The organism is Methylobacterium nodulans ORS 2060, assembly GCF_000022085.1.
Classification (GTDB): Bacteria; Pseudomonadota; Alphaproteobacteria; order Rhizobiales; family Beijerinckiaceae; genus Methylobacterium; species Methylobacterium nodulans.
On sequence record NC_011894.1, the window covers coordinates 5646459 to 5663466 of the forward strand.

Annotated in this window: 13 protein-coding genes; 4 read left to right on the top strand and 9 right to left on the bottom strand. The window is 72.8% G+C overall.

Annotated elements, in window-relative coordinates; genetic code table 11:
• Nucleotides 1–13: 13 nt before the first annotated feature.
• Nucleotides 14–388, bottom strand: coding sequence for a flagellar basal body rod protein FlgB (gene flgB / locus MNOD_RS26205; RefSeq protein WP_425277518.1), 375 nt, complete (start codon nucleotides 386–388; stop codon nucleotides 14–16).
• A 289-nt stretch (nucleotides 389–677) separates the two neighbouring features.
• Here flgB and MNOD_RS26210 point away from each other — a divergent pair, with 289 nt between their 5' ends.
• On the top strand, nucleotides 678–1886 hold the full coding sequence (locus MNOD_RS26210) for a hypothetical protein (RefSeq protein WP_015931987.1): 1209 nt from the start codon (nucleotides 678–680) through the stop codon (nucleotides 1884–1886).
• A gap of 108 nt (nucleotides 1887–1994) precedes the next feature.
• Nucleotides 1995–2750 (top strand): flagellar type III secretion system pore protein FliP, encoded by a 756-nt coding sequence (gene fliP / locus MNOD_RS26215; RefSeq protein WP_015931988.1) that lies wholly within the window; start codon nucleotides 1995–1997, stop codon nucleotides 2748–2750.
• 12 nt (nucleotides 2751–2762) lie between these two features.
• Here fliP and MNOD_RS26220 read toward each other — a convergent pair whose 3' ends face one another.
• The 6 genes from MNOD_RS26220 to MNOD_RS26245 all read right to left on the bottom strand — a co-directional run bounded on the left by MNOD_RS26220 (nucleotide 2763) and on the right by MNOD_RS26245 (nucleotide 13104).
• Nucleotides 2763–6119, bottom strand: a complete 3357-nt coding sequence (locus tag MNOD_RS26220; protein WP_015931989.1) for a hypothetical protein — start codon at nucleotides 6117–6119, stop codon at nucleotides 2763–2765.
• Between the two features lie 513 nt (nucleotides 6120–6632).
• Nucleotides 6633–8147: an exopolyphosphatase gene (gene ppx, locus MNOD_RS26225; RefSeq protein ID WP_085984953.1), complete on the bottom strand. Its 1515-nt coding sequence runs from the start codon at nucleotides 8145–8147 to the stop codon at nucleotides 6633–6635.
• Nucleotides 8148–8277: 130 nt separating this feature from the next.
• A complete protein-coding gene (locus MNOD_RS26230) occupies nucleotides 8278–10530 on the bottom strand; it encodes an RNA degradosome polyphosphate kinase (RefSeq protein ID WP_015931991.1) in 2253 nt (750 codons plus the stop codon).
• Between the two features lie 116 nt (nucleotides 10531–10646).
• A complete protein-coding gene (locus MNOD_RS26235; protein WP_015931992.1) occupies nucleotides 10647–11348 on the bottom strand; it encodes a P-loop NTPase family protein in 702 nt (233 codons plus the stop codon).
• The gene (locus MNOD_RS26240) at nucleotides 11348–12475 is read right to left on the bottom strand and encodes an AI-2E family transporter (protein ID WP_015931993.1); all 1128 of its coding nucleotides are present in this window, start codon (nucleotides 12473–12475) and stop codon (nucleotides 11348–11350) included. The genes MNOD_RS26235 and MNOD_RS26240 overlap by 1 nt, the downstream gene beginning before the upstream one ends.
• Before the next feature lie 86 nt (nucleotides 12476–12561).
• Nucleotides 12562–13104 (bottom strand): CDP-alcohol phosphatidyltransferase family protein, encoded by a 543-nt coding sequence (locus MNOD_RS26245; RefSeq protein ID WP_015931994.1) that lies wholly within the window; start codon nucleotides 13102–13104, stop codon nucleotides 12562–12564.
• 282 nt (nucleotides 13105–13386) lie between these two features.
• Here MNOD_RS26245 and purM point away from each other — a divergent pair, with 282 nt between their 5' ends.
• Complete coding sequence (gene purM, locus MNOD_RS26250; protein ID WP_015931995.1) at nucleotides 13387–14454, top strand: phosphoribosylformylglycinamidine cyclo-ligase; 1068 nt, start codon at nucleotides 13387–13389, stop codon at nucleotides 14452–14454.
• A gap of 53 nt (nucleotides 14455–14507) precedes the next feature.
• Entirely contained in the window at nucleotides 14508–15113 is a 606-nt protein-coding gene (gene purN, locus MNOD_RS26255) for a phosphoribosylglycinamide formyltransferase (RefSeq protein WP_050783557.1), read from the top strand.
• 291 nt (nucleotides 15114–15404) lie between these two features.
• On the opposite strand, the gene MNOD_RS26260 is transcribed toward purN, so the two are convergent.
• A complete protein-coding gene (locus MNOD_RS26260; RefSeq protein ID WP_015931997.1) occupies nucleotides 15405–16043 on the bottom strand; it encodes a VOC family protein in 639 nt (212 codons plus the stop codon).
• Nucleotides 16044–16080: 37 nt separating this feature from the next.
• Nucleotides 16081–16959: a DUF1186 domain-containing protein gene (locus tag MNOD_RS48265; protein ID WP_043749461.1), complete on the bottom strand. Its 879-nt coding sequence runs from the start codon at nucleotides 16957–16959 to the stop codon at nucleotides 16081–16083.
• Between the last annotated feature and the right edge of the window lie 49 nt (nucleotides 16960–17008).

A 17008-nucleotide genomic window follows, 5' to 3' on the forward strand; every position in this document is an offset into this window, starting at 1 on the left:
CAGCCCCCGCCCGCTACTTGCCGACCGCGCTGCGCAGGAGCTGGAGACTCTTCTGGTAGAGCGAGGCGGCGAGCTGGTAGCTCGCCTGATTGTCGGCGGCCTTCAGCATCTCGTCCTCGAGGCTCACGGCGTTGCCGCTCGGCACGACGTCGAATCGGGTGCGCTCGCGCTCCTCGGCCGGGCCAGTGGCACCGGTGCCGGCGAGATGCATCGGGCTCGTCCGCTCGACCACGATTCCCGCCGGGCCGGACGCGGCGAGGCTGCCATCGGGACGGAAGACGGGCGCCCGCAGGTCGCGGGCCTTGAAGCCCGGGGTATTGGCATTGGCGACGTTCTCGGCCAGGACCTTCTGGCGCGTCTGGTGCCACTGCATGCGGTTGCGCAGCATGCTGACGAGCGGGAGATCGGCGACTGGCACGGGACGGCCCCAGGTTCGGCCGGCAAAATCTGCCGGCCTTATGGTTAAGAGGTCGTTAATCGCGCCGGCCCGCATCGGGCGCGGGGCATACCGCTGAGTCGCCACCCCGCCATGAAGTTGTTAAGACGCCTTAACTCGCCCTGCGCAGGCGCAAGGCCCGCGTGTTAGAACCCCCTCGTGTGGTGTCGGTGCCCCGCGCACCTCAGTCGTGAGAGACCGTGCATTGCTCTCCTCGCTTTTCGGGACGGATGGATCGCCCGTGATCTCCTACCTGATCGTATTCCTGATCATGGTGGTGCTGCTCAGCGCCTTCGCGTTCGGCGCGAAGCGCTTCGCCCGCGGCCGCCTGAGCCTCGGCAACGGCGGCGCGCAGCGGGGCCGGCAGCCGCGCCTCGGCATCGTGGACATCTACGAGCTCGACCGGCAGCGGCAGCTCATTCTGCTGCGCCGGGACAACGTGGAGCATCTCCTGCTCGTCGGCGGCCCGAACGACGTGGTGGTGGAGCGCAACATCGTGCGTATGGCGGGCGCGCGGCTCCCGGCCGACCTCGCCGAGCGTAGCGAGGCGCCCCCCGAACCGCCGCTGCCGCTCCCGGCGGAGAGCGAGCCGGCCTCGCTGCCGCCGCCCCTGCCGCCCTTCCCGGAGCCGCCCGCCCCGGTCGAGGCGCCCGAGCCGACCTCCACCTTCCCGCCGCCGCCGGCGCCCGCCCCTCCGCCGCCGCCACCGCCCGAGCCGGCCGCCATGCGCCCGCCGATGCCGCCGCGCCCGGCCTCGCGCTTCAACGCCGCGCGGCGGGTCGAGCCGCCGAGCCAGCGCGCCAACCGCCAGACCCCGCCGCCCCTCGAGGTGCCGCCCGTTCCCGCCGCGGAGCCGCACGGCCCGGCGCCGGCCCCGGCCGGCACGCGCGGGGCCGAGCCGCGCGCCGTGGACGCCGCCATCCTGAACGACATGGCCCGCCAGCTGGAAGAGGCGCTGCGCCGACCCTCCTCGGCCGTCGCCCCGTCCCGCCCGGCCATGCCGATGATGGAGCGGCCGCCGGAGCCCGAGCCGATGGTGACGGCGGCGCCCCCTGCACCCGAGCCCGAACCCCCGCCGCCTCCCCCGCCGCCGGAACCCGAGGCGGTGGCCCCGGAGCCGCCGCCCGCGCCGGAGGTGGAGACGGCGCCTGAGCACCCGCCGGAGCCCACGCCGCCCGAGCCCGAACCGGCTGCCGCGCTGCCGCCCGAGCCGCCCCCTCCTGCGCCACCCGAGCCCGAACCGCCTCCACCGCCCCCCGAGCCGGAACCGCTGGCACCGGAGCCGGCGGCCGCGCCCGAACCCCCTCCGGCGCCCGAGCCACCCCCTCCCCCCGCACCGGAACCGAAGCCGGAGGCTGAGAAGGCGCCTGCCGCACCGAACCCCTTCTCGGTCGAGGAGATCGAGGCCGAGTTCGCCCGCCTGCTGGGACGGCCGCTCGACAAGCGCTGACGGACCGATCGCCGGCGCTGTTGCCGTCCCGCCGCGGCTGCGGACAAGCGGCGCGCCGGTGCGGTCGCGCCCTTGCGCCGGCCGCGCGGACGACGCCAGGGTGCGCGCATGGGCCTCCTCACTCGGTCAGTCCGGGGCCGGCGCGCCGTCTGGCTCGCCGGGCTCGTCCTCGTCGCCTCGGCGAGCGGCGCGCTCGCGCAGAGCGTGACCGTCGATCTCGGGCCGAGCGGCGGCGTCACCGAGCGGGCGCTCCAGCTCGTCGCCCTCATCACCGTGCTGGCGCTCGCGCCTTCGGTGCTGGTGATGGCGACCTCCTTCACCCGCATCGTGGTCGTGCTGTCGATCCTGCGCTCGGCGCTCGGAACCCAGACCGCGCCGCCGAACGCCGTGATCGTCAGCCTTGCCCTGTTCCTCACCGCCTTCGTGATGGCGCCGACGGCCCGGGACGCCTATCGTGCAGGGATCGAGCCCCTCGTGGCCGGACAGATCCAGCAATCCCAGGCCTTCGAGCGGGCCGCCGCGCCGTTCAAGGCATTCATGCTGCGCACGGTCCGCGAGAAGGACCTCCAGCTCTTCCTCGATCTCGCCAAAGCGCCCCGCCCGGCGACGCCGGAGGCGGTCGGCCTCGAGATCCTCACGCCGGCCTTCATGATCTCGGAGCTGCGGCGGGCCTTCGAGATCGGCTTCCTGCTCTTCATCCCCTTCCTGATCATCGACCTCGTGGTGGCCTCGATCCTGATGTCGGTCGGCATGATGATGCTGCCGCCCGCCACCGTGGCGCTCCCGTTCAAGCTGATCTTCTTCGTGCTCGTCGACGGCTGGACCCTGGTCGCCGGCTCGCTGGTGCAGAGCTACGGCGGGTGAGCACGAGAGGCGCTAGCCCGGCGGCGCCCCTCCGGCCCGCCGCGCCTCCGGCCCGGGCTCCGGCGGGGGAAGGGGCCGCTCGGGCACCGCGCTCTCCGGATAGCGGGCCCGGTAGGCGCGCAGGAAGGCCGTGAGGGTGTCGGCGCTGATCGCCTTGCCGGCGAGGTCGCGGAACGCCGCCGTGCGGGTGGCGTTCGGGGCCGAGAGAAGCGCGAAGCTGCGGGCGTCCGGGCTCTCGGCCATCTTGGGGGTGAACTTCGCCCGCAACCGGTCGAGGCTCAGGGTCTCGTCCGCGAGCGCATAGGCGATGGCGGCCCGCATCACGTCCGCCCGCTCCGCGTCGCTCAGCGGCCCGGGCTCGCGCCAGCGGGTCCCGACCAGGGCCTCGTGCGCCTCCCCGGCCTCGCGCCAGCGCCTCGCGCTCCAGACGATGTCGGCCCGCAGCCGCGCCGCATCGGGGCCCTCGACGCCCTCCAGGAGTTCGAGGGCGAGGTCGGTGCGCGAGAGATCCGACAGGGCGCGGGCTTCGAGCAGCGTGCGCGCCTCGCGGATCCGCTCGGGCAGTTCGGGCAGCCGGGTCGCCTGCAGCACCTGGAGCGCCTGGAGCGGCCGATCGTCCATCAGGCGGATGCTGGCGAGGCGCGCCGCCACGCTCGCCCGGGCCGCGCCGGTGAGCCGCTTGTCGACCTGATGCTGGAGCAGGTCGGCGGCGGCGTCGAGAAGGTCGAGGGCGACCAGCCGGTCGGCGAGGCCCCGCACGATCTCGTCGCCCTGGCGGCCGAGCGGCGTGAACTCCTTGAAGTCGAAATAGAGGGCGAGCGCCTCGACGCGCCCGAGGCTCGCGCCCTTGTCGGTGAGGAAGAGGTCGGCGAAGAGCGCGACGGTGTCCTGGTGCAGCCCCCGCGTCGCCGCATGTTCGGGGAAGAGCCGGTTGGCCTTGCGCGCCGTGGCGAAGGCGTCGCGCCAGCGCCCCGCCTCCGCATAGGCGCGGCTCAGGCGCGCCAGGGTCTCGGCCTCGACGTCGCCGCCGTGCCAGCTCAGCGCGAGCCGCTCCAGCCGCGCGAGGATCTCCTCGCGCGGGACCGTCCCGGCCCTGCGCGCGAGATCGATCAGATGCAGGGCCGCCTCGGCGGCGACCGGGGCCTCGGCCTCCGCGCCGAGGCGCTGGTACTCGCGCCGGGCCAGGGCCTCCTGGCCGAGCTGCTCGGTCAATCGGTTGCGCAGCAGCGCCACCTGATCGCGGGTGAGGCCTGAGTCGGTGATCGCCGCGGCGGCGGTGATCGCCTTCTGGGCGAGGGTGAGGTCGCGGGCATCGAGGGCAAGCCCCGCGAGCGTCAGCAGGACCGGGAGCCGGAGATCCTCCGGATAAGCCTCGACGACCGGCAGGGCGGCCTTGAGGGCGGCGAGCGCCGCCGGACCGGCGAGGCGGCCCCGGCGGGCATCCGCCACGGCGCGCCAGAGCCGCGCCTCCGGATCCTGGCCGAGCTTGGTGTCGCCGCCGAGGATCTCCGCCGCCTGCGCGTCGCGCCGCAGGCGCAGGGCTGCGATCGCCGAGAGGATCCGGGTCGCCCGATCGGCGGCGATGACGGCGTCCTCCTTGGCCGCGAAGGCCAGCACCGTGGCGGCCTCCGCGTCGAAGCCGTTCGCCAGGAGCACGCGGGCGAGGTCGATGCGCGCGGGCGAGCGGCCGGCCCTGTCGGCCGTCGCAACGGCCTGCTGCGCGGCCCGGATGCGGCTCAGCACGTCGCCGCGGCGATCCGCCCGCCAGCGCTCGGGCTGGACGACGAGCCCGTCGGGAGAGACCGGGGGGCCGGCATCCATCGCCTCCGCCACCGCGGGGCTCACCGCGAGGCCGCCCGGGCGGGTGATGGCGACCTCGGCGAGGCCGGGGCGCACCACGAGGTCGTCGGCGAGCGCCAGCACCGCGACGCCCTGGCGGCTCGCGAGCAGCTCGAAATCGACGAAGCGCCCACGCTTCGGCACGCCCGCGAGGTCCGGCCCCTGGGCCGTCACCACGGCGATCCGCTCGCCGTTGCGCTCCAGCCAGAACACGGATCCGGCCCGCGCCAGCGGGACCGAGATTGCGGGCCGGCCGGCCCCATCGGCCGCGCGCTGCGGCGCCAGAAGGTCGCCCGGCGGGAGGCTGCCGTCGCCGAGGACGAGGGTCCAACCCTGACCATCGCCGGGCGAGAGCTGGGCGATCGTGCCGCCCGCAAGGACGAAGCGCAGCACGGCGTATTGCCCTTCGGCCCGCGGCGCCTCGGCGAGCCGGACGGGCGAATCGGGCGCGAGCGCCGCCGGATCGAGCCGCACCGGCGCGGGCGTCTCGAAGACCAGGGTCGCGATGCCGCCGCGCTCGAACAACGCTGCGGCGGGGCGCGCCGCGAACGGGAAGGTGATCCGGACGGTCTCGCCGAGGCGGGCGACCCGCGCCTCGACGGGGCCGGAGGGGGGGACCTCGGATCCGGCCCGCCGGCCCGGCCCGGCCGGCTCCGCCTCGGCGGCGGGCGGATCGGCCTCCGGCGCCTCGCTCCTGCCGGCCTTCGGCGGCTCACCCGCCGCGGGCTTCGGTGCCGGGGCGGGCGGGGCCTCCGCCGCTGCCGAGCGCTCCGGCTTGCGGGTGAAGTCGATGGTGTAGCCGTCGTCGTCCCGGTAGCCCTCGGCGTCGTATCCCTCCGCGAGGGTCAGGGCGAGGCGAGTCTGCGCGGGGGTGCTGTCGGCGGTCAGCGTCTCGACGGCGGGCTTGAGGCGCGCCCTAGCGTCGTTCGGCTGGATGGCATAGGCGCCGTCGAGGATCAGGCGCAGGCTGCGGCCATTGCGCTCGAACGCCGCCGGCGCGGCGGGCGCCAGGCGCACGGTGAGGCGCGTCAGGGTCGGCAGCTCGGCGGTCTCGAGGCGCAGCGGCAGCGGCGGCCTGGCGCTGCGCTCCGCCTCCCGGCGCAGGCGGGCCTCCGCCTCCTCGGCACGCCGCGCGAGCTCGGCCACCACCTCGGGCGGCAAGCCCGGCGGCAGGCCGCTCCAGGTCTCGGGCAGCAGGTCCACGAATACCCGTTCGGCGGCCTCCAGGACATTGACGGTGAAGGGCCGCTGCAGGGCGAGGCGCAGGCCGCCGCCGTCGGGGTCTCGGCGCGCCTGGGCGACATAGGCGGGCATCTCCACGGCGAGCCGCTCGCGTGCGCCTCTGGCCGGCTCCCGGAAGCTGATCACGAGGATGCTGCCGGCGGCCTTGGCCGTCACCTTGACGCTCTGGTCGAAGGTGAGGGCGATGCGGCCGAAATTGCGCTGCTCGGACCCCGTGATGGAGACGAGCTTCGCCGCCGCCGCCCCGGCCGTGCCGAGGAGCAGCGCCGCGAGCGCGATGAGGAGCATCGCTCCGCACCGGCCTGTGCCCGTCCGACCCATCCGCCCACCGTTTCCCGACCGGGCCGGCAGCCTCTCACGGCGAGGCTAACGCGGGCTTAAGCATGAGCTCACCACCGGCGTTGCCGCCCCTGGCGGGTGATGCGGCTTCCGGTTGATCTGTTCGGAGACAAGAGGGCGCGGGGACCCCCTCTCCCGAGTGGGAGAGGGGCAGGGGTGAGGGCCCAGGTGGTTCAGCAAGTATCCTGAACCGTGCCGCTGCCACCACCACGGCTTCAGGATTATTGCGGATCCGTCCGGGACCCTCACCCCTACCCCTCTCCCGCACGGGAGAGGGGATCCCGCGGTTCCCGCGCCCTCTTGTCTCCGAACAGATCAACCGGAAACCGGATTAAACCGGCTGACTGAGTGCTCCCTCTTGTGGCAACGGCCCCGGCCCTCATGCTGAGGAGCGGGGCGGCTGCCACGCAGGTCAGGTGCGATTTGGACGGGAACCGTCCGCGGCGGGCCGGCCCGCCGGGCTCAGCCCACCGCGATGCGCGCCTCGACGCCGAGCAGACGGGCCAGGCCGCGCAGGCGGTTGGCGACGCGGTCGCTCGCCAGCGCCCGCAGATCCTCCGGCAGATGAAGCACCAGGGCCCCATCCCGCAGAAGCAGCGGCGTGCGTGGGAGAACGCCCTCCATGGCGACCGAGATCGGGAAGGCCACCCGCAGAGTCGCCCCGAGCAGACGCGCGAGCTCGAACAGGCGACCGCCCGCGAGCTGGCGCAGGGTCGGGCTCGCCTTCTCGGGCGCCACGCCCTCGTGGCGGAAGAACACCGCCACGGCGAGATAGGCCCGGCCCGGATGATCGATGCCCACGAAGGCACCGTGGGCGATCAGATTCAGGCTCTGCTCGCCGCGGTAATCCGGATGCGTGCGCCAGCCGATATCGGCGAGCAGGCAGGCCGCGTGGCGCAGGCGCCGCTCGTCGGCGGTCTCCGGCATGTTGTCGAGGCTCGCCATGAAGGCGTCCGTCCAGGCCTGGAGCTCGGGGCCGTGGCCGGGGCTGCGTGCGCGCAGCCAGTTGAGTTCCGCAGCCGCGACGAGGAGCGGATCCTCGCTGCGGCTTGCCGGGTCGAGGAGTTCGTAGAGCAGTCCCTCGCGCACTCCCGTCGCCGAGACGGCGATCTCCCGCGGGCGCCCGCTGCGGATGATCTCCTCCAGCACCACCGCCCCGTAGGCGAGGAGAGGACGGCGCGCCTCCGACACACTCTCGACGGCGGCGAGCGTCGCCGCATCGACCCGCTCCACCACCTCCAAAAAGGTCAGCTCGTCGGCCGGATCGATGGTGTAGCCGTGCATCACGCGCATCGGGTAGCCGCGCGCCGCCTGATGCAGGCGCGCGAGCGCCCGCCAGGTGCCGCCCACCGCGTAGAAGGTGCGCCCGCGCAGGGTCTCGAGCTGCGGCGCCGCCTTCTTGAGGGTCTCGGCGGCGATCTTCCGCGCCTTCTTGAGCGAGCCGCCGCTGAGATCCTGGAGCGCGAGCCCGCCGAGCGGCGTCGTGACGCCCCGCCCGACCGCGGCGCCGCGCACGTCGACGAGTTCGAGGGAGCCGCCGCCGAGATCGCCCACCACGCCGTCGGGGGCGTAGAAGCCCGAGATCACCCCGTAGGCCGAAAGTTCCGCCTCGCGCCGGCCCGACAGGAGCTCGACCGGCTGGCCCCAGGCCGCCTCGGCGGCCCGCAGGAAATCCGGGCCGTTCTCGGCATCGCGGGCCGCCGCGGTGGCGAGCACGAAGGTGCGCCCGACCTGGATGGTGCGGCAGAGCTCCCGGAAGCGCGCGAGCGCCTGGAGCGCGCGCCGGACCCCCTCCTCGTGCAGGCGCCCCGTCGTCAGGACGTTGCGGCCGAGCCCGCACAGAAGCTTCTCGTTGTAGAGAGGCGTCGGCGCCCGCGAGAGGCCCGAATAGGCCACGAGCCGCACCGAGTTCGAGCCGATATCGACGATCGCGATCGGCTCACCCGGGACGACCTGGGCGAGGGCCTCGCGCGGCATGCGGGCGGGGGAAGACGAGTCCAGGTCCATCGGGATCCTCGCGACGGCACCCCGGCGAGCGGGACGCGATGGGACGCGGCCTCCCGCGCCCCCCGAGCGACAGTCCTTATGACCCGAAGGGGCCGCCGTGTCAGCCGCGCTGGCCGCGCCGGCTGAGCGCCCGCGGGCTCGACTTCTTCGAAGCCTTGCCCCGCCCGGACAGGCTCGGGTTGGTCATGAAATACTTGTGCGCGTTGAAGGGTTCCTCGCCCTCGGCGGGCTGGATGCGCTCGCTCGCGCCCGAGGCCAGCACCCGCCAGCTCTGCTGGTTATCCAGAAGATTCGCCAGCATGATCTGGTCGAGCACCTGCTGATGCACGGTGGGGTTGAGGATCGGCAGCAGCGCCTCGACGCGCCGGTCGAGGTTGCGGCTCATCAGGTCCGCCGAGGAGATGTAGACCTTGGCCCTGGGATTCGGCAGGCCGACGCCGTTGCCGAAGGCGTAGATGCGCCCATGCTCCAGGAAGCGCCCGACGATCGACTTGACCCGGATGTTCTCGGACAGGCCCGGGACCCCGGGTCTCAGGCAGCAGATGCCGCGCACCACGCAGTCGATCTGCACGCCGGCCTGGCTCGCATCGTAGAGGGCATCGATGATCGGTGCATCGACGAGCGAGTTGCACTTGATCCAGATCGAGGCCGGACGCCCGGCCCTGGCATGCTCGATCTCCTCCTCGATGTGCTTGAGGAGGCGGGTCTTGAGCGTCAGCGGCGAGACCGCCATGCGCTCGAGCTCGGCCGGCTCGGCATAGCCGGTGATGAAGTTGAAGATGCGCGAGACGTCGCGGGCGATCACCGGGTCGGCGGTGAAGAAGGACAGGTCGGTGTAGATGCGCGCGGTGATCGGGTGATAGTTGCCGGTGCCGACATGGCAGTAGGTGACGAGCCGGTCCCCCTCGCGGCGCACCACCATCGACAGCTTGGCGTGGGTCTTGAGCTCGATGAAGCCGAACACCACCTGCGCGCCCGCCTTCTCCAGGTTGCGCGCCCAGCGGATATTTGCCTCCTCGTCGAAGCGGGCTTTCAGCTCGACCAGGGCCGTCACCGACTTGCCGGCCTCCGCCGCCTCGGCCAGAGCCGCCACGATCGGCGAGTTCGAGGAGGTGCGGTAGAGGGTCTGCTTGATCGCCACCACATGCGGATCGCGGGCGGCCTGGGAGAGGAACTGCACCACCGAATCGAAGGATTCGTAGGGGTGATGGACCACGAAGTCCTTCTGGCGGATGGCCGCGAAGCAGTCGCCGCCGCTCTCGCGGATGCGCTCGGGGAAGCGCGGGTTGTAGGGCTTGAACTTCAGGTCCGGCCGGTCGATCGAGACGATCTGGGACAATTCGTTGAGCGCCAGCATGCCCTCGACGAGGAAGACCGCGTCGGTGGGCATCTCCAGCTCGTCGGCCACGAAGGTGCGCAGGTCCTCCGGCATGCCGGCCTCGACCTCGAGGCGGATGACGACGCCGCGGCGGCGCTGCTTCAGCGCCGTCTCGAAGTGGCGGACGAGATCCTCGGCCTCCTCCTCGATCTCGAGATCCGAATCGCGCACGACCCGGAAGCCGCCCTGGCCCTTCACGAGGTAGCCGGGGAAGAGGCGGCTCGTGAACAGCACGATCACCTGCTCGATGGCGATGAAGCGGGCGGCGCCGGTTCCGGTCGGGTCGGGCAGGCGCACGAAGCGCTCAACCACGGCGGGCAGGCGGATCAGCGCACGCAGCACCCGTCCGTCCCGGGGCCGCACCAGCATCAGCGCGAGGGTCGAGCCGAGATTCGGGATGAACGGGAAGGGATGGGCCGGATCGATGGCGAGCGGCGTGAGGACCGGGAGGATGTGCTGGAGGAAGTAGTCCTCGAGCCAGGCCGCCTCCTCGGCCGAGAGGCCCATCGCCTCCACGAGCTCGATGCCGTGGCGATGCAGGTCCGCCCGCAATTCGCGCCAGCGGCGCTGCTGGTCGCGGGCGAGTTCCGACACCTCCGCGTCGATGCGGGCGAGCTGCTCGGTCGGTGTCAGGCCGTCCTGCGACGGGGTGGCGATGCCGGCGCGGACCTGATCGTGCAGGCCCGCGACGCGGACCATGAAGAACTCGTCGAGATTGTTGGCCGAGATCGAGAGGAAGCGGAGCTGCTCCAGCAGCGGATGCCCGGTATTGGAGGCCTCCTCCAGCACCCGCCGGTTGAACTGCAGCCAGGACAGCTCGCGGTTGACGAAGCGGCTCGGCTCCCGGCGCAGGGCCCGTCCCGCCGCGACGGCCTCCCCGACCGCAGCCGCCACGGGAGCCGGCGCCTCGGGCAGCAGCGCGAGATCGTCGGGAACCTCGATGGCCTTGGGATCGGCTGCGGCGGGTTCGGTCACGGTGGAACCTCCTGTGAAGCCTGTCTCGCGGAAGCGCCCCTAGCGCGTGGCAGGTCAGTTTGACATTCCGATGAAGCGGACGGGATCCCCCCGGCCGATCCTTGTGCTGCGGGTCCTCACGGCCCCCCCTCCCCCGCGGAATCGTCGAGCGACGCCAGGGTCGCGAGGGCGAGCGGCCGGGTGATGCGCCGGCCGCGGGCAAGCCCCTCCCGGTCCAGGGCCGCCACCACGTCGCGGGCGCGGCCGAGCGAGCGGTCGATGCGCAGCGCCAGGGCATCGACCACGCTCGTGTCCACCACGAGCTGGCGGTCGACGAAGAGCTTGACCAGCACCGCCCGCAGCAGGGCCTCGTCCGGTGGGGCGATCGCGACCGTGGGCGCAAGGCGCAGCCGCGAGCGCAGGTCGGGCGTGGCGATGCCCCAGCCCTCGACCGCCCCCGCCCCGGTGATGACGAGGCTCGTGCCCCGCTCGCGGGCGAGGTTCAGCAGGTGGAACAGGGCGGCCTCGTCGCGGCCGCTGCGCCGGTCGGCATCCTCGATCACGAGGGCCGGATGTTCGGCGAGCTGCGGCACGGCCGCGCCCGTGACCTCGGCGATGCCGACCGTGCGGGCGCCCGATTGCGCCGCCCAGACCGCCGCGAGGTGGCTCTTGCCGCTGCCGGAGGGGCCGGTGAGGACCAGAACCGGGTCGGGCCAGTGGGGCCAGGACTCGATGCGGGCATAGGCCGCCTCGTTGCTCGGGCCGACCAAAAAATCCTCGGGGCCGAAGCGCGGGTCGAGGGGCAGGTCGAGGGTGAGCTGGCGCGGGAGGTCCGGCATCAGGCGCGGCCCCGCGTGTCGAGATCGGCCACCGGCAGCGGTGTCGGCGCCGGCGCGGCCAGGGGCGGCGCGCCGGTGCGGTAGAGTGTGCTCTCGAGATAGCGGCGCACGCCGAAGCGCGCGATGACGCCGAGCGCCGCCGCGATCGGCACCGCCAGCAGCAGGCCGAGAAAGCCGAAGAGCGAGCCGAAGGCGAGGAGCGCGAACATCAGCCAGACCGGATGCAGCCGCACGGCGTCGCCCACGAGCTTGGGCTGAAGCACGTTGCCCTCCAGGAACTGCCCGACGAGGAACACCCCGAGGGTCGCCAGGATCCAGGTCCAGTCCGGCCAGAACTGCACCACCGCGACGCCGGCGGAGAGCAGGAACCCGGTGAGCGAGCCGACATAGGGAATGAAGGTGAGGAACCCGGCCATCATGCCGATCAGCACCCCGAAATTCAGCCCGATCAGCCACAGGCCGACCGCATAGAAGGTGCCGAGCAGCAGGCAGACCAGGCTCTGGCCGCGGATGAAGCTGGTGATCGCCGCGTCGATGTCGCGGGCGAGCATCCGGACCGTGTCGCGGTGGCGGGGCGGCACCCAACCGTCGAGGGTCGCGATCATCCGGTCCCAGTCGACGAGGAGGTAGAAGGCGACGACGGGCGTGACGACGAGGAGCGACAGGATGCCGACGATCGCCTGGCTCCCCGACCACAGGGAGCCGACGAGATTGACGATCCAGCTCCCGGCCTGGCCGACGAGGCGCCCGACGGACGCCTGCAGGTCCTGGAGCGTGCCCGCCCCGCCCGCCCGCTCCAGCAGCGGGCCGGCATGGTCCGCGATGATCGCCTGGATGCGCGAGACGGTCCCCGGCAGGGTGGCGACGAGCGCCCCGATCTGGCGCGCGGCGAGCGGCACCGCGATGATGAGCGCGAGCACCAGCAGCAGCACGAAGACGGCCAGGATGGTGAAGGTCGCGGCGAGCCGCCCGATGCCGAGGCGCTCCAGCCGGTCGGCGATCGGGTCGAGCACGTAGGCGAGCGCCGCGCCCGCCACGAACGGAACCAGCACGTCGCGGAGCTGATAGAGCAGGAAGACCACGACCGCGAGCAGGGCGAGCACGATCGTGGCGCGGCGCTGGAGCATCCCTGACCCCTCCGACGGCGACCCCGCGCCTTGAGCGGCAGATAGGGATCCGGCTGCACAAGGGTCAAGCAACCGCCGCGCGTGGCTCACCGCGCGCCCTCTCCCGCCATGTGGCGCATCCAGAGACCACCGTAGACCGCCGCCGAGAGGGCGGCGAGGCCCGCCACGAGCGCGGCCGCGAGGGTCTCGGCCGGGTGCGGGGCGATGCCGAAGGCCCGCAGGCCGAGCACGCCGCCCGCGAAGGCGAGCTGGGCCGCGGTATTGAGCTTGCCGATCAGGAGCGGGCGGATCGCGACGCGCCTGTCGAGCAGCCAGGAGACCAGGATCGCCGCTACTATCATGACGTCGCGGGAGACCACCACGATGGCGAGCCAGCCCGGCACCACGCCGGCGATCGACAGGGTCACGAAGATCGACACGAGGAGCGCCTTGTCGGCCAGCGCGTCCAGATAGGCGCCGAGTTCGCTCTTCATGTCGAAGCGGCGCGCGATCCAGCCGTCCACCGCGTCCGACAGCCCGGCCACCGCGAAACCCGCGAAGGCGAGGCCCCAGGCGCCCTGCCCGATCATCGCGATCACGAAGGGGACGAGGACGAGGCGGCCGATGGTGATCAGGTTGGGCAGCGTCATGAGCGGAGGGATGGGCGGAGGGCGGGAACCCGGGCGGGGCCTGTCCGGGCCATCGTGGCAGAAGGCGCGCGCGGTCTCCATACCAACGGCCCAAGATGCTGGCGCATCGGGTCGTTGACCATCTCGAATTTTCGACACCAAGCCAAAGGCTTGGCGAAAATCCGAGACCAGAACCAACGGTCACATGAAAATGACCGTTGGTATCCACTCCCCGCCACCGACTCGCCGCCCGGCGCAGAAGCCGCTACACGAAAGCCGACGAAGAGCCGAGGAACCAGGGTGATGACGGGCGAGCGCGGGCTGACCTATGCCGAGGCGGGCGTCGACATCGACGCAGGCAACGCCATGGTGGAGGCGATCAAGCCGCTGGTGCGGTCGACGCGCCGGCCCGGGGCGGATGCGGAGATCGGCGGCTTCGGGGGCCTGTTCGACCTCAAGGCCGCGGGCTTCAAGGACCCGATCCTGGTCGCCGCCAATGACGGCGTCGGCACCAAGGTCAAGATCGCCATCGAGACCGGGCGCCACGACACGATCGGCATCGACCTCGTGGCGATGTGCGTCAACGACATCGTCGTGCAGGGCGCCGAGCCGCTGTTCTTCCTCGACTACTACGCGACGGGCAAGCTCGTGCCGGGCGTCGGGGCCGATATCGTGCGTGGCATCGCGGAGGGCTGCCGGCAGGCGGGCTGCGCGCTGATCGGCGGCGAGACCGCCGAGATGCCGGGACTGTACGACGGCTCCGACTACGACCTCGCGGGCTTCTCGGTCGGAGCGGCGGAGCGCGGCGCGCTCCTGCCTAGGCCTGGCATCGCGCCCGGCGACCTCGTGCTTGGCCTGCCCTCCTCGGGCGTGCATTCCAACGGCTTCTCGCTGGTGCGGCGGATCGTGGCGGCCTCCGGCCTCGGCTGGGACGCGCCCGCCCCCTTCGCGCCGGGCCGGAGCCTCGGGGAGGCGCTGCTGACCCCGACCCGCATCTATGTCCGCCCGCTGCTCGCGGCGCTCAAGGCGACGGGAGCCGGCGCCATCAAGGCGCTCGCCCACATCACCGGCGGGGGCTTTCCGGACAACCTGCCGCGGGTGCTGCCGGAGGGCGTCGGCATCGCCCTCGACCTCGACGAGATTGCGGTGCCGCCGGTCTTCGGCTGGCTCGCCCGCACCGGGAAGGTGGCCGAGGCGGAGATGCTGCGCACCTTCAACTGCGGCATCGGCATGGTGGTGGTGGTGGCGGCCGACCGGATCGCCTCCGTCGAGGCCGCGCTGCGCGAGGCCGGCGAGGCGCCGGTGCGGCTCGGGCGGATCACGCCCCGGGGCGAGGCGCCGGTCACCTTCTCGGGCTCGCTCGCCCTGTGACGCGCCCGGCCCGTCCGCGCACCGCGATCCTGATCTCGGGCCGCGGCTCCAACATGGTCTCGCTGCTCAAGGCCGCGGAGGATCCCGCCTACCCGGCCAGCTTCGTGCTCGCGGCCTCGAACCGTCCGGAGGCGCCGGGCCTCGTCCATGCGGCCTCGGCCGGCCTCGCGACCCTCGCCCTCGACCACAGGGCCTTTCCGGACCGGGCCGCCTTCGACGCGGCCCTCGATGCGGGCCTGCGCGCCCACGGCATCGACCTCGTGGTGCTGGCGGGCTTCATGCGCGTTCTCACCCCGGGCTTCGTCGAGGCCTGGGCCGGGCGGATGGTCAACATCCACCCCTCCCTGCTGCCGCTGTTTCGCGGCACGCACACCCATGCCCAGGCCCTCGCGGCGGGGGTGCGGCTCCACGGCTGCACGGTGCATTTCGTGGTGCCGGAGCTCGATGCCGGCCCGATCATCGCCCAGGCCGCGGTTCCGGTGCGCCCGGACGACGACGAGGACAGCTTGGCCGCACGCGTGCTGGCCCAGGAGCATCGCCTCTATCCGGCGGCGGTCGCGCTCGTGGCCTCGGGCGGTGCGCGGCTCGACGGGGACCGGGTGGTGTTCGCCGCGGAGGCGGTCGGCGGCGACGGGGCACTGCTGTCGCTTCCGGTGTGATACGGCTTCCGGCTGATTCCTTCCGAGACGAGTAAGCGCGGGGAACCCCTCTCCCGTGCGGGAGAGGGGCAGGGGTGAGGGTCCAGGTGGGTCCGCTGAGACCCTGAACCGGGCCGCTGCCAGCACCACGCTCAGTGATTCTGGCGGCACGGTCCGGGACCCTCACCCCTACCCCTCTCCCGCACGGGAGAGGGGATCCCGCGCTGCCCGCGCCCTCTTGTCTCCGAACGGATCAACCGGCAACCGTATGACAGGCCGAGCCCGCTGCGCGGCACGCGCCTTGTCGCGAGCTCAGGTCAGAACCCTGTCTCCGCCCGCCACGCGCACGATCGCACTGAATCTGAGGTCCGGCCCCGTCGTCACCACGGGCGGATCGACGATCCCGAGACGGGCGTAGAGCGCGGCGACCCGGTCGGGCTCGGGATGCGCGACCGTGAAGGAAAGAAGCCGCGCCCCGACATCATTCATCCCGCCGGCTGGGCCGGGCTGCCCCTCCCAGTCGATGACCGAGGGCGCGACACCGCCCGCCGGAAGGGCGCCGTCCGGACGCAGCGAGAACAGCCAGGAGCGCGCTCCCCGCGACACCCGGGTGCTCCGCCCGAGGCTGTCGCCGTGCCGGGCGAGCACCGCCTCAATGGAGGCGGTCCGCGCCACCCAGGCCCGCAGCCGGCACCCGTTCTCCCAGGCCGTCCGCACAGCAGCGGCATCGTCCAAGCTGAACCAGCGCGGCCCGGACGGGGCAGGAGCCTCAGGATCGACCGCGATGACCTCCAGATAGACGTCGTCGCCGAGCCGCAGCACGAGGTTGTGCGTCCCCATCTCGGGGTGCCGCCCTCCCGCCTGCATCGGCAGGCCGAGACGGTCCCGCACATGGGCCTCACCCTCCGCCAGGGAGGGGGCGACGATCACCAGATGGTCGAGCCGCAGCATTCCGGCGCTCCCTGGCGGTCCTTTGCGGATTCGCCCCTCAGAGCCCCCGCGCCGCCATCTTCTCGTAGCAGCATTTCTTGAACTTCTTGCCGCTGCCGCAGGGGCAGGGATCGTTGCGGCCGACATCGCGGTAGGGGTTGTGGTGCGGAAGCGGCAGATCCGGGAGGTTCTCGGCCTCGGGATCCGGCTCGGCCGTCCAGGCGAGTTCGTCGACGATGTCTTCGATATAGCCGAGCTTCAGCTTGTCGAAGCGCGCGCGGCTCGCCGGATTGTCGCGGGCCTCCTGCAGGGCGCGCTCGAAATCCGTCACGAAGGAGAAGTCCGGGGGTGTGCGCCCGCTGCGGCGCGAGTCCCGCACGCGCTCGGCGAGGTCGGTGAGGCCGAGCACCCCGATCGCATCCTCCCAGCCCTGCCAGGCGGGATCGCCGACTTCCGCCCGATTCTCCTCATCGAAGCGGACGAGGAAGTCGCGGGTGCGGGCGGCCTCGATCCGGCCCTCCGCGGTCAGGAAGGCGATCGCACCGAGCAGCGACATCCGCAGCAGCCCGTCCGTCGCCGGGTCGTCAGCGGCCGCAAAGAGGTCGTCGGCCTCGCCGTCGAACAGGCTCGCGACGACGCGGGGCGCGGTCTCGGCGAAGTCGTCGCCCAGCACCTCCAGCACGAAATCCTCCGGCAGCCGCATCAGCCGCAGGAGCGGGGCATAGGCCCGCCCGTCGCGCCTGGCGGCGAGCACGTGCAGGCCCCAGAACAGCAGGGTGGCGTCCGGAACCGACAGGTTCTCGCCCGCCGCCGCCCGGTCGAGGGCGGCGAGGACCGGCTCGGCGATCGAGTCCGGCGCCAGGACCGCCCGGGCCAGGGCTAGTTCCGGCAGGTGGGCGGCATTCGACAATTCCTCGACGAGCGCCGCATCCGTCATCGCTGATCCCATGGCTGTCCCCATGGCCGATCCCCTTCTCTCCACCCTG

What these genes read in the sequence shown, in the direction of transcription:
- purM (WP_015931995.1), top strand. Translation starts at nt 13,387, where the DNA reads ATGACGGGCGAGCGCGGGCTGACCTATGCCGAGGCGGGCGTCGACATC.
- ppx (WP_085984953.1), bottom strand. Translation starts at nt 8,147, where the DNA reads ATGCCGCGCGAGGCCCTCGCCCAGGTCGTCCCGGGTGAGCCGATCGCG.
- MNOD_RS26240 (WP_015931993.1), bottom strand. Translation starts at nt 12,475, where the DNA reads ATGCTCCAGCGCCGCGCCACGATCGTGCTCGCCCTGCTCGCGGTCGTG.
- fliP (WP_015931988.1), top strand. Translation starts at nt 1,995, where the DNA reads ATGGGCCTCCTCACTCGGTCAGTCCGGGGCCGGCGCGCCGTCTGGCTC.
- purN (WP_050783557.1), top strand. Translation starts at nt 14,508, where the DNA reads ATGGTCTCGCTGCTCAAGGCCGCGGAGGATCCCGCCTACCCGGCCAGC.
- MNOD_RS48265 (WP_043749461.1), bottom strand. Translation starts at nt 16,959, where the DNA reads ATGACGGATGCGGCGCTCGTCGAGGAATTGTCGAATGCCGCCCACCTG.
- MNOD_RS26245 (WP_015931994.1), bottom strand. Translation starts at nt 13,104, where the DNA reads ATGACGCTGCCCAACCTGATCACCATCGGCCGCCTCGTCCTCGTCCCC.
- flgB (WP_425277518.1), bottom strand. Translation starts at nt 388, where the DNA reads ATGCTGCGCAACCGCATGCAGTGGCACCAGACGCGCCAGAAGGTCCTG.
- MNOD_RS26235 (WP_015931992.1), bottom strand. Translation starts at nt 11,348, where the DNA reads ATGCCGGACCTCCCGCGCCAGCTCACCCTCGACCTGCCCCTCGACCCG.
- MNOD_RS26260 (WP_015931997.1), bottom strand. Translation starts at nt 16,043, where the DNA reads ATGCTGCGGCTCGACCATCTGGTGATCGTCGCCCCCTCCCTGGCGGAG.
- MNOD_RS26220 (WP_015931989.1), bottom strand. Translation starts at nt 6,119, where the DNA reads ATGCTCCTCATCGCGCTCGCGGCGCTGCTCCTCGGCACGGCCGGGGCG.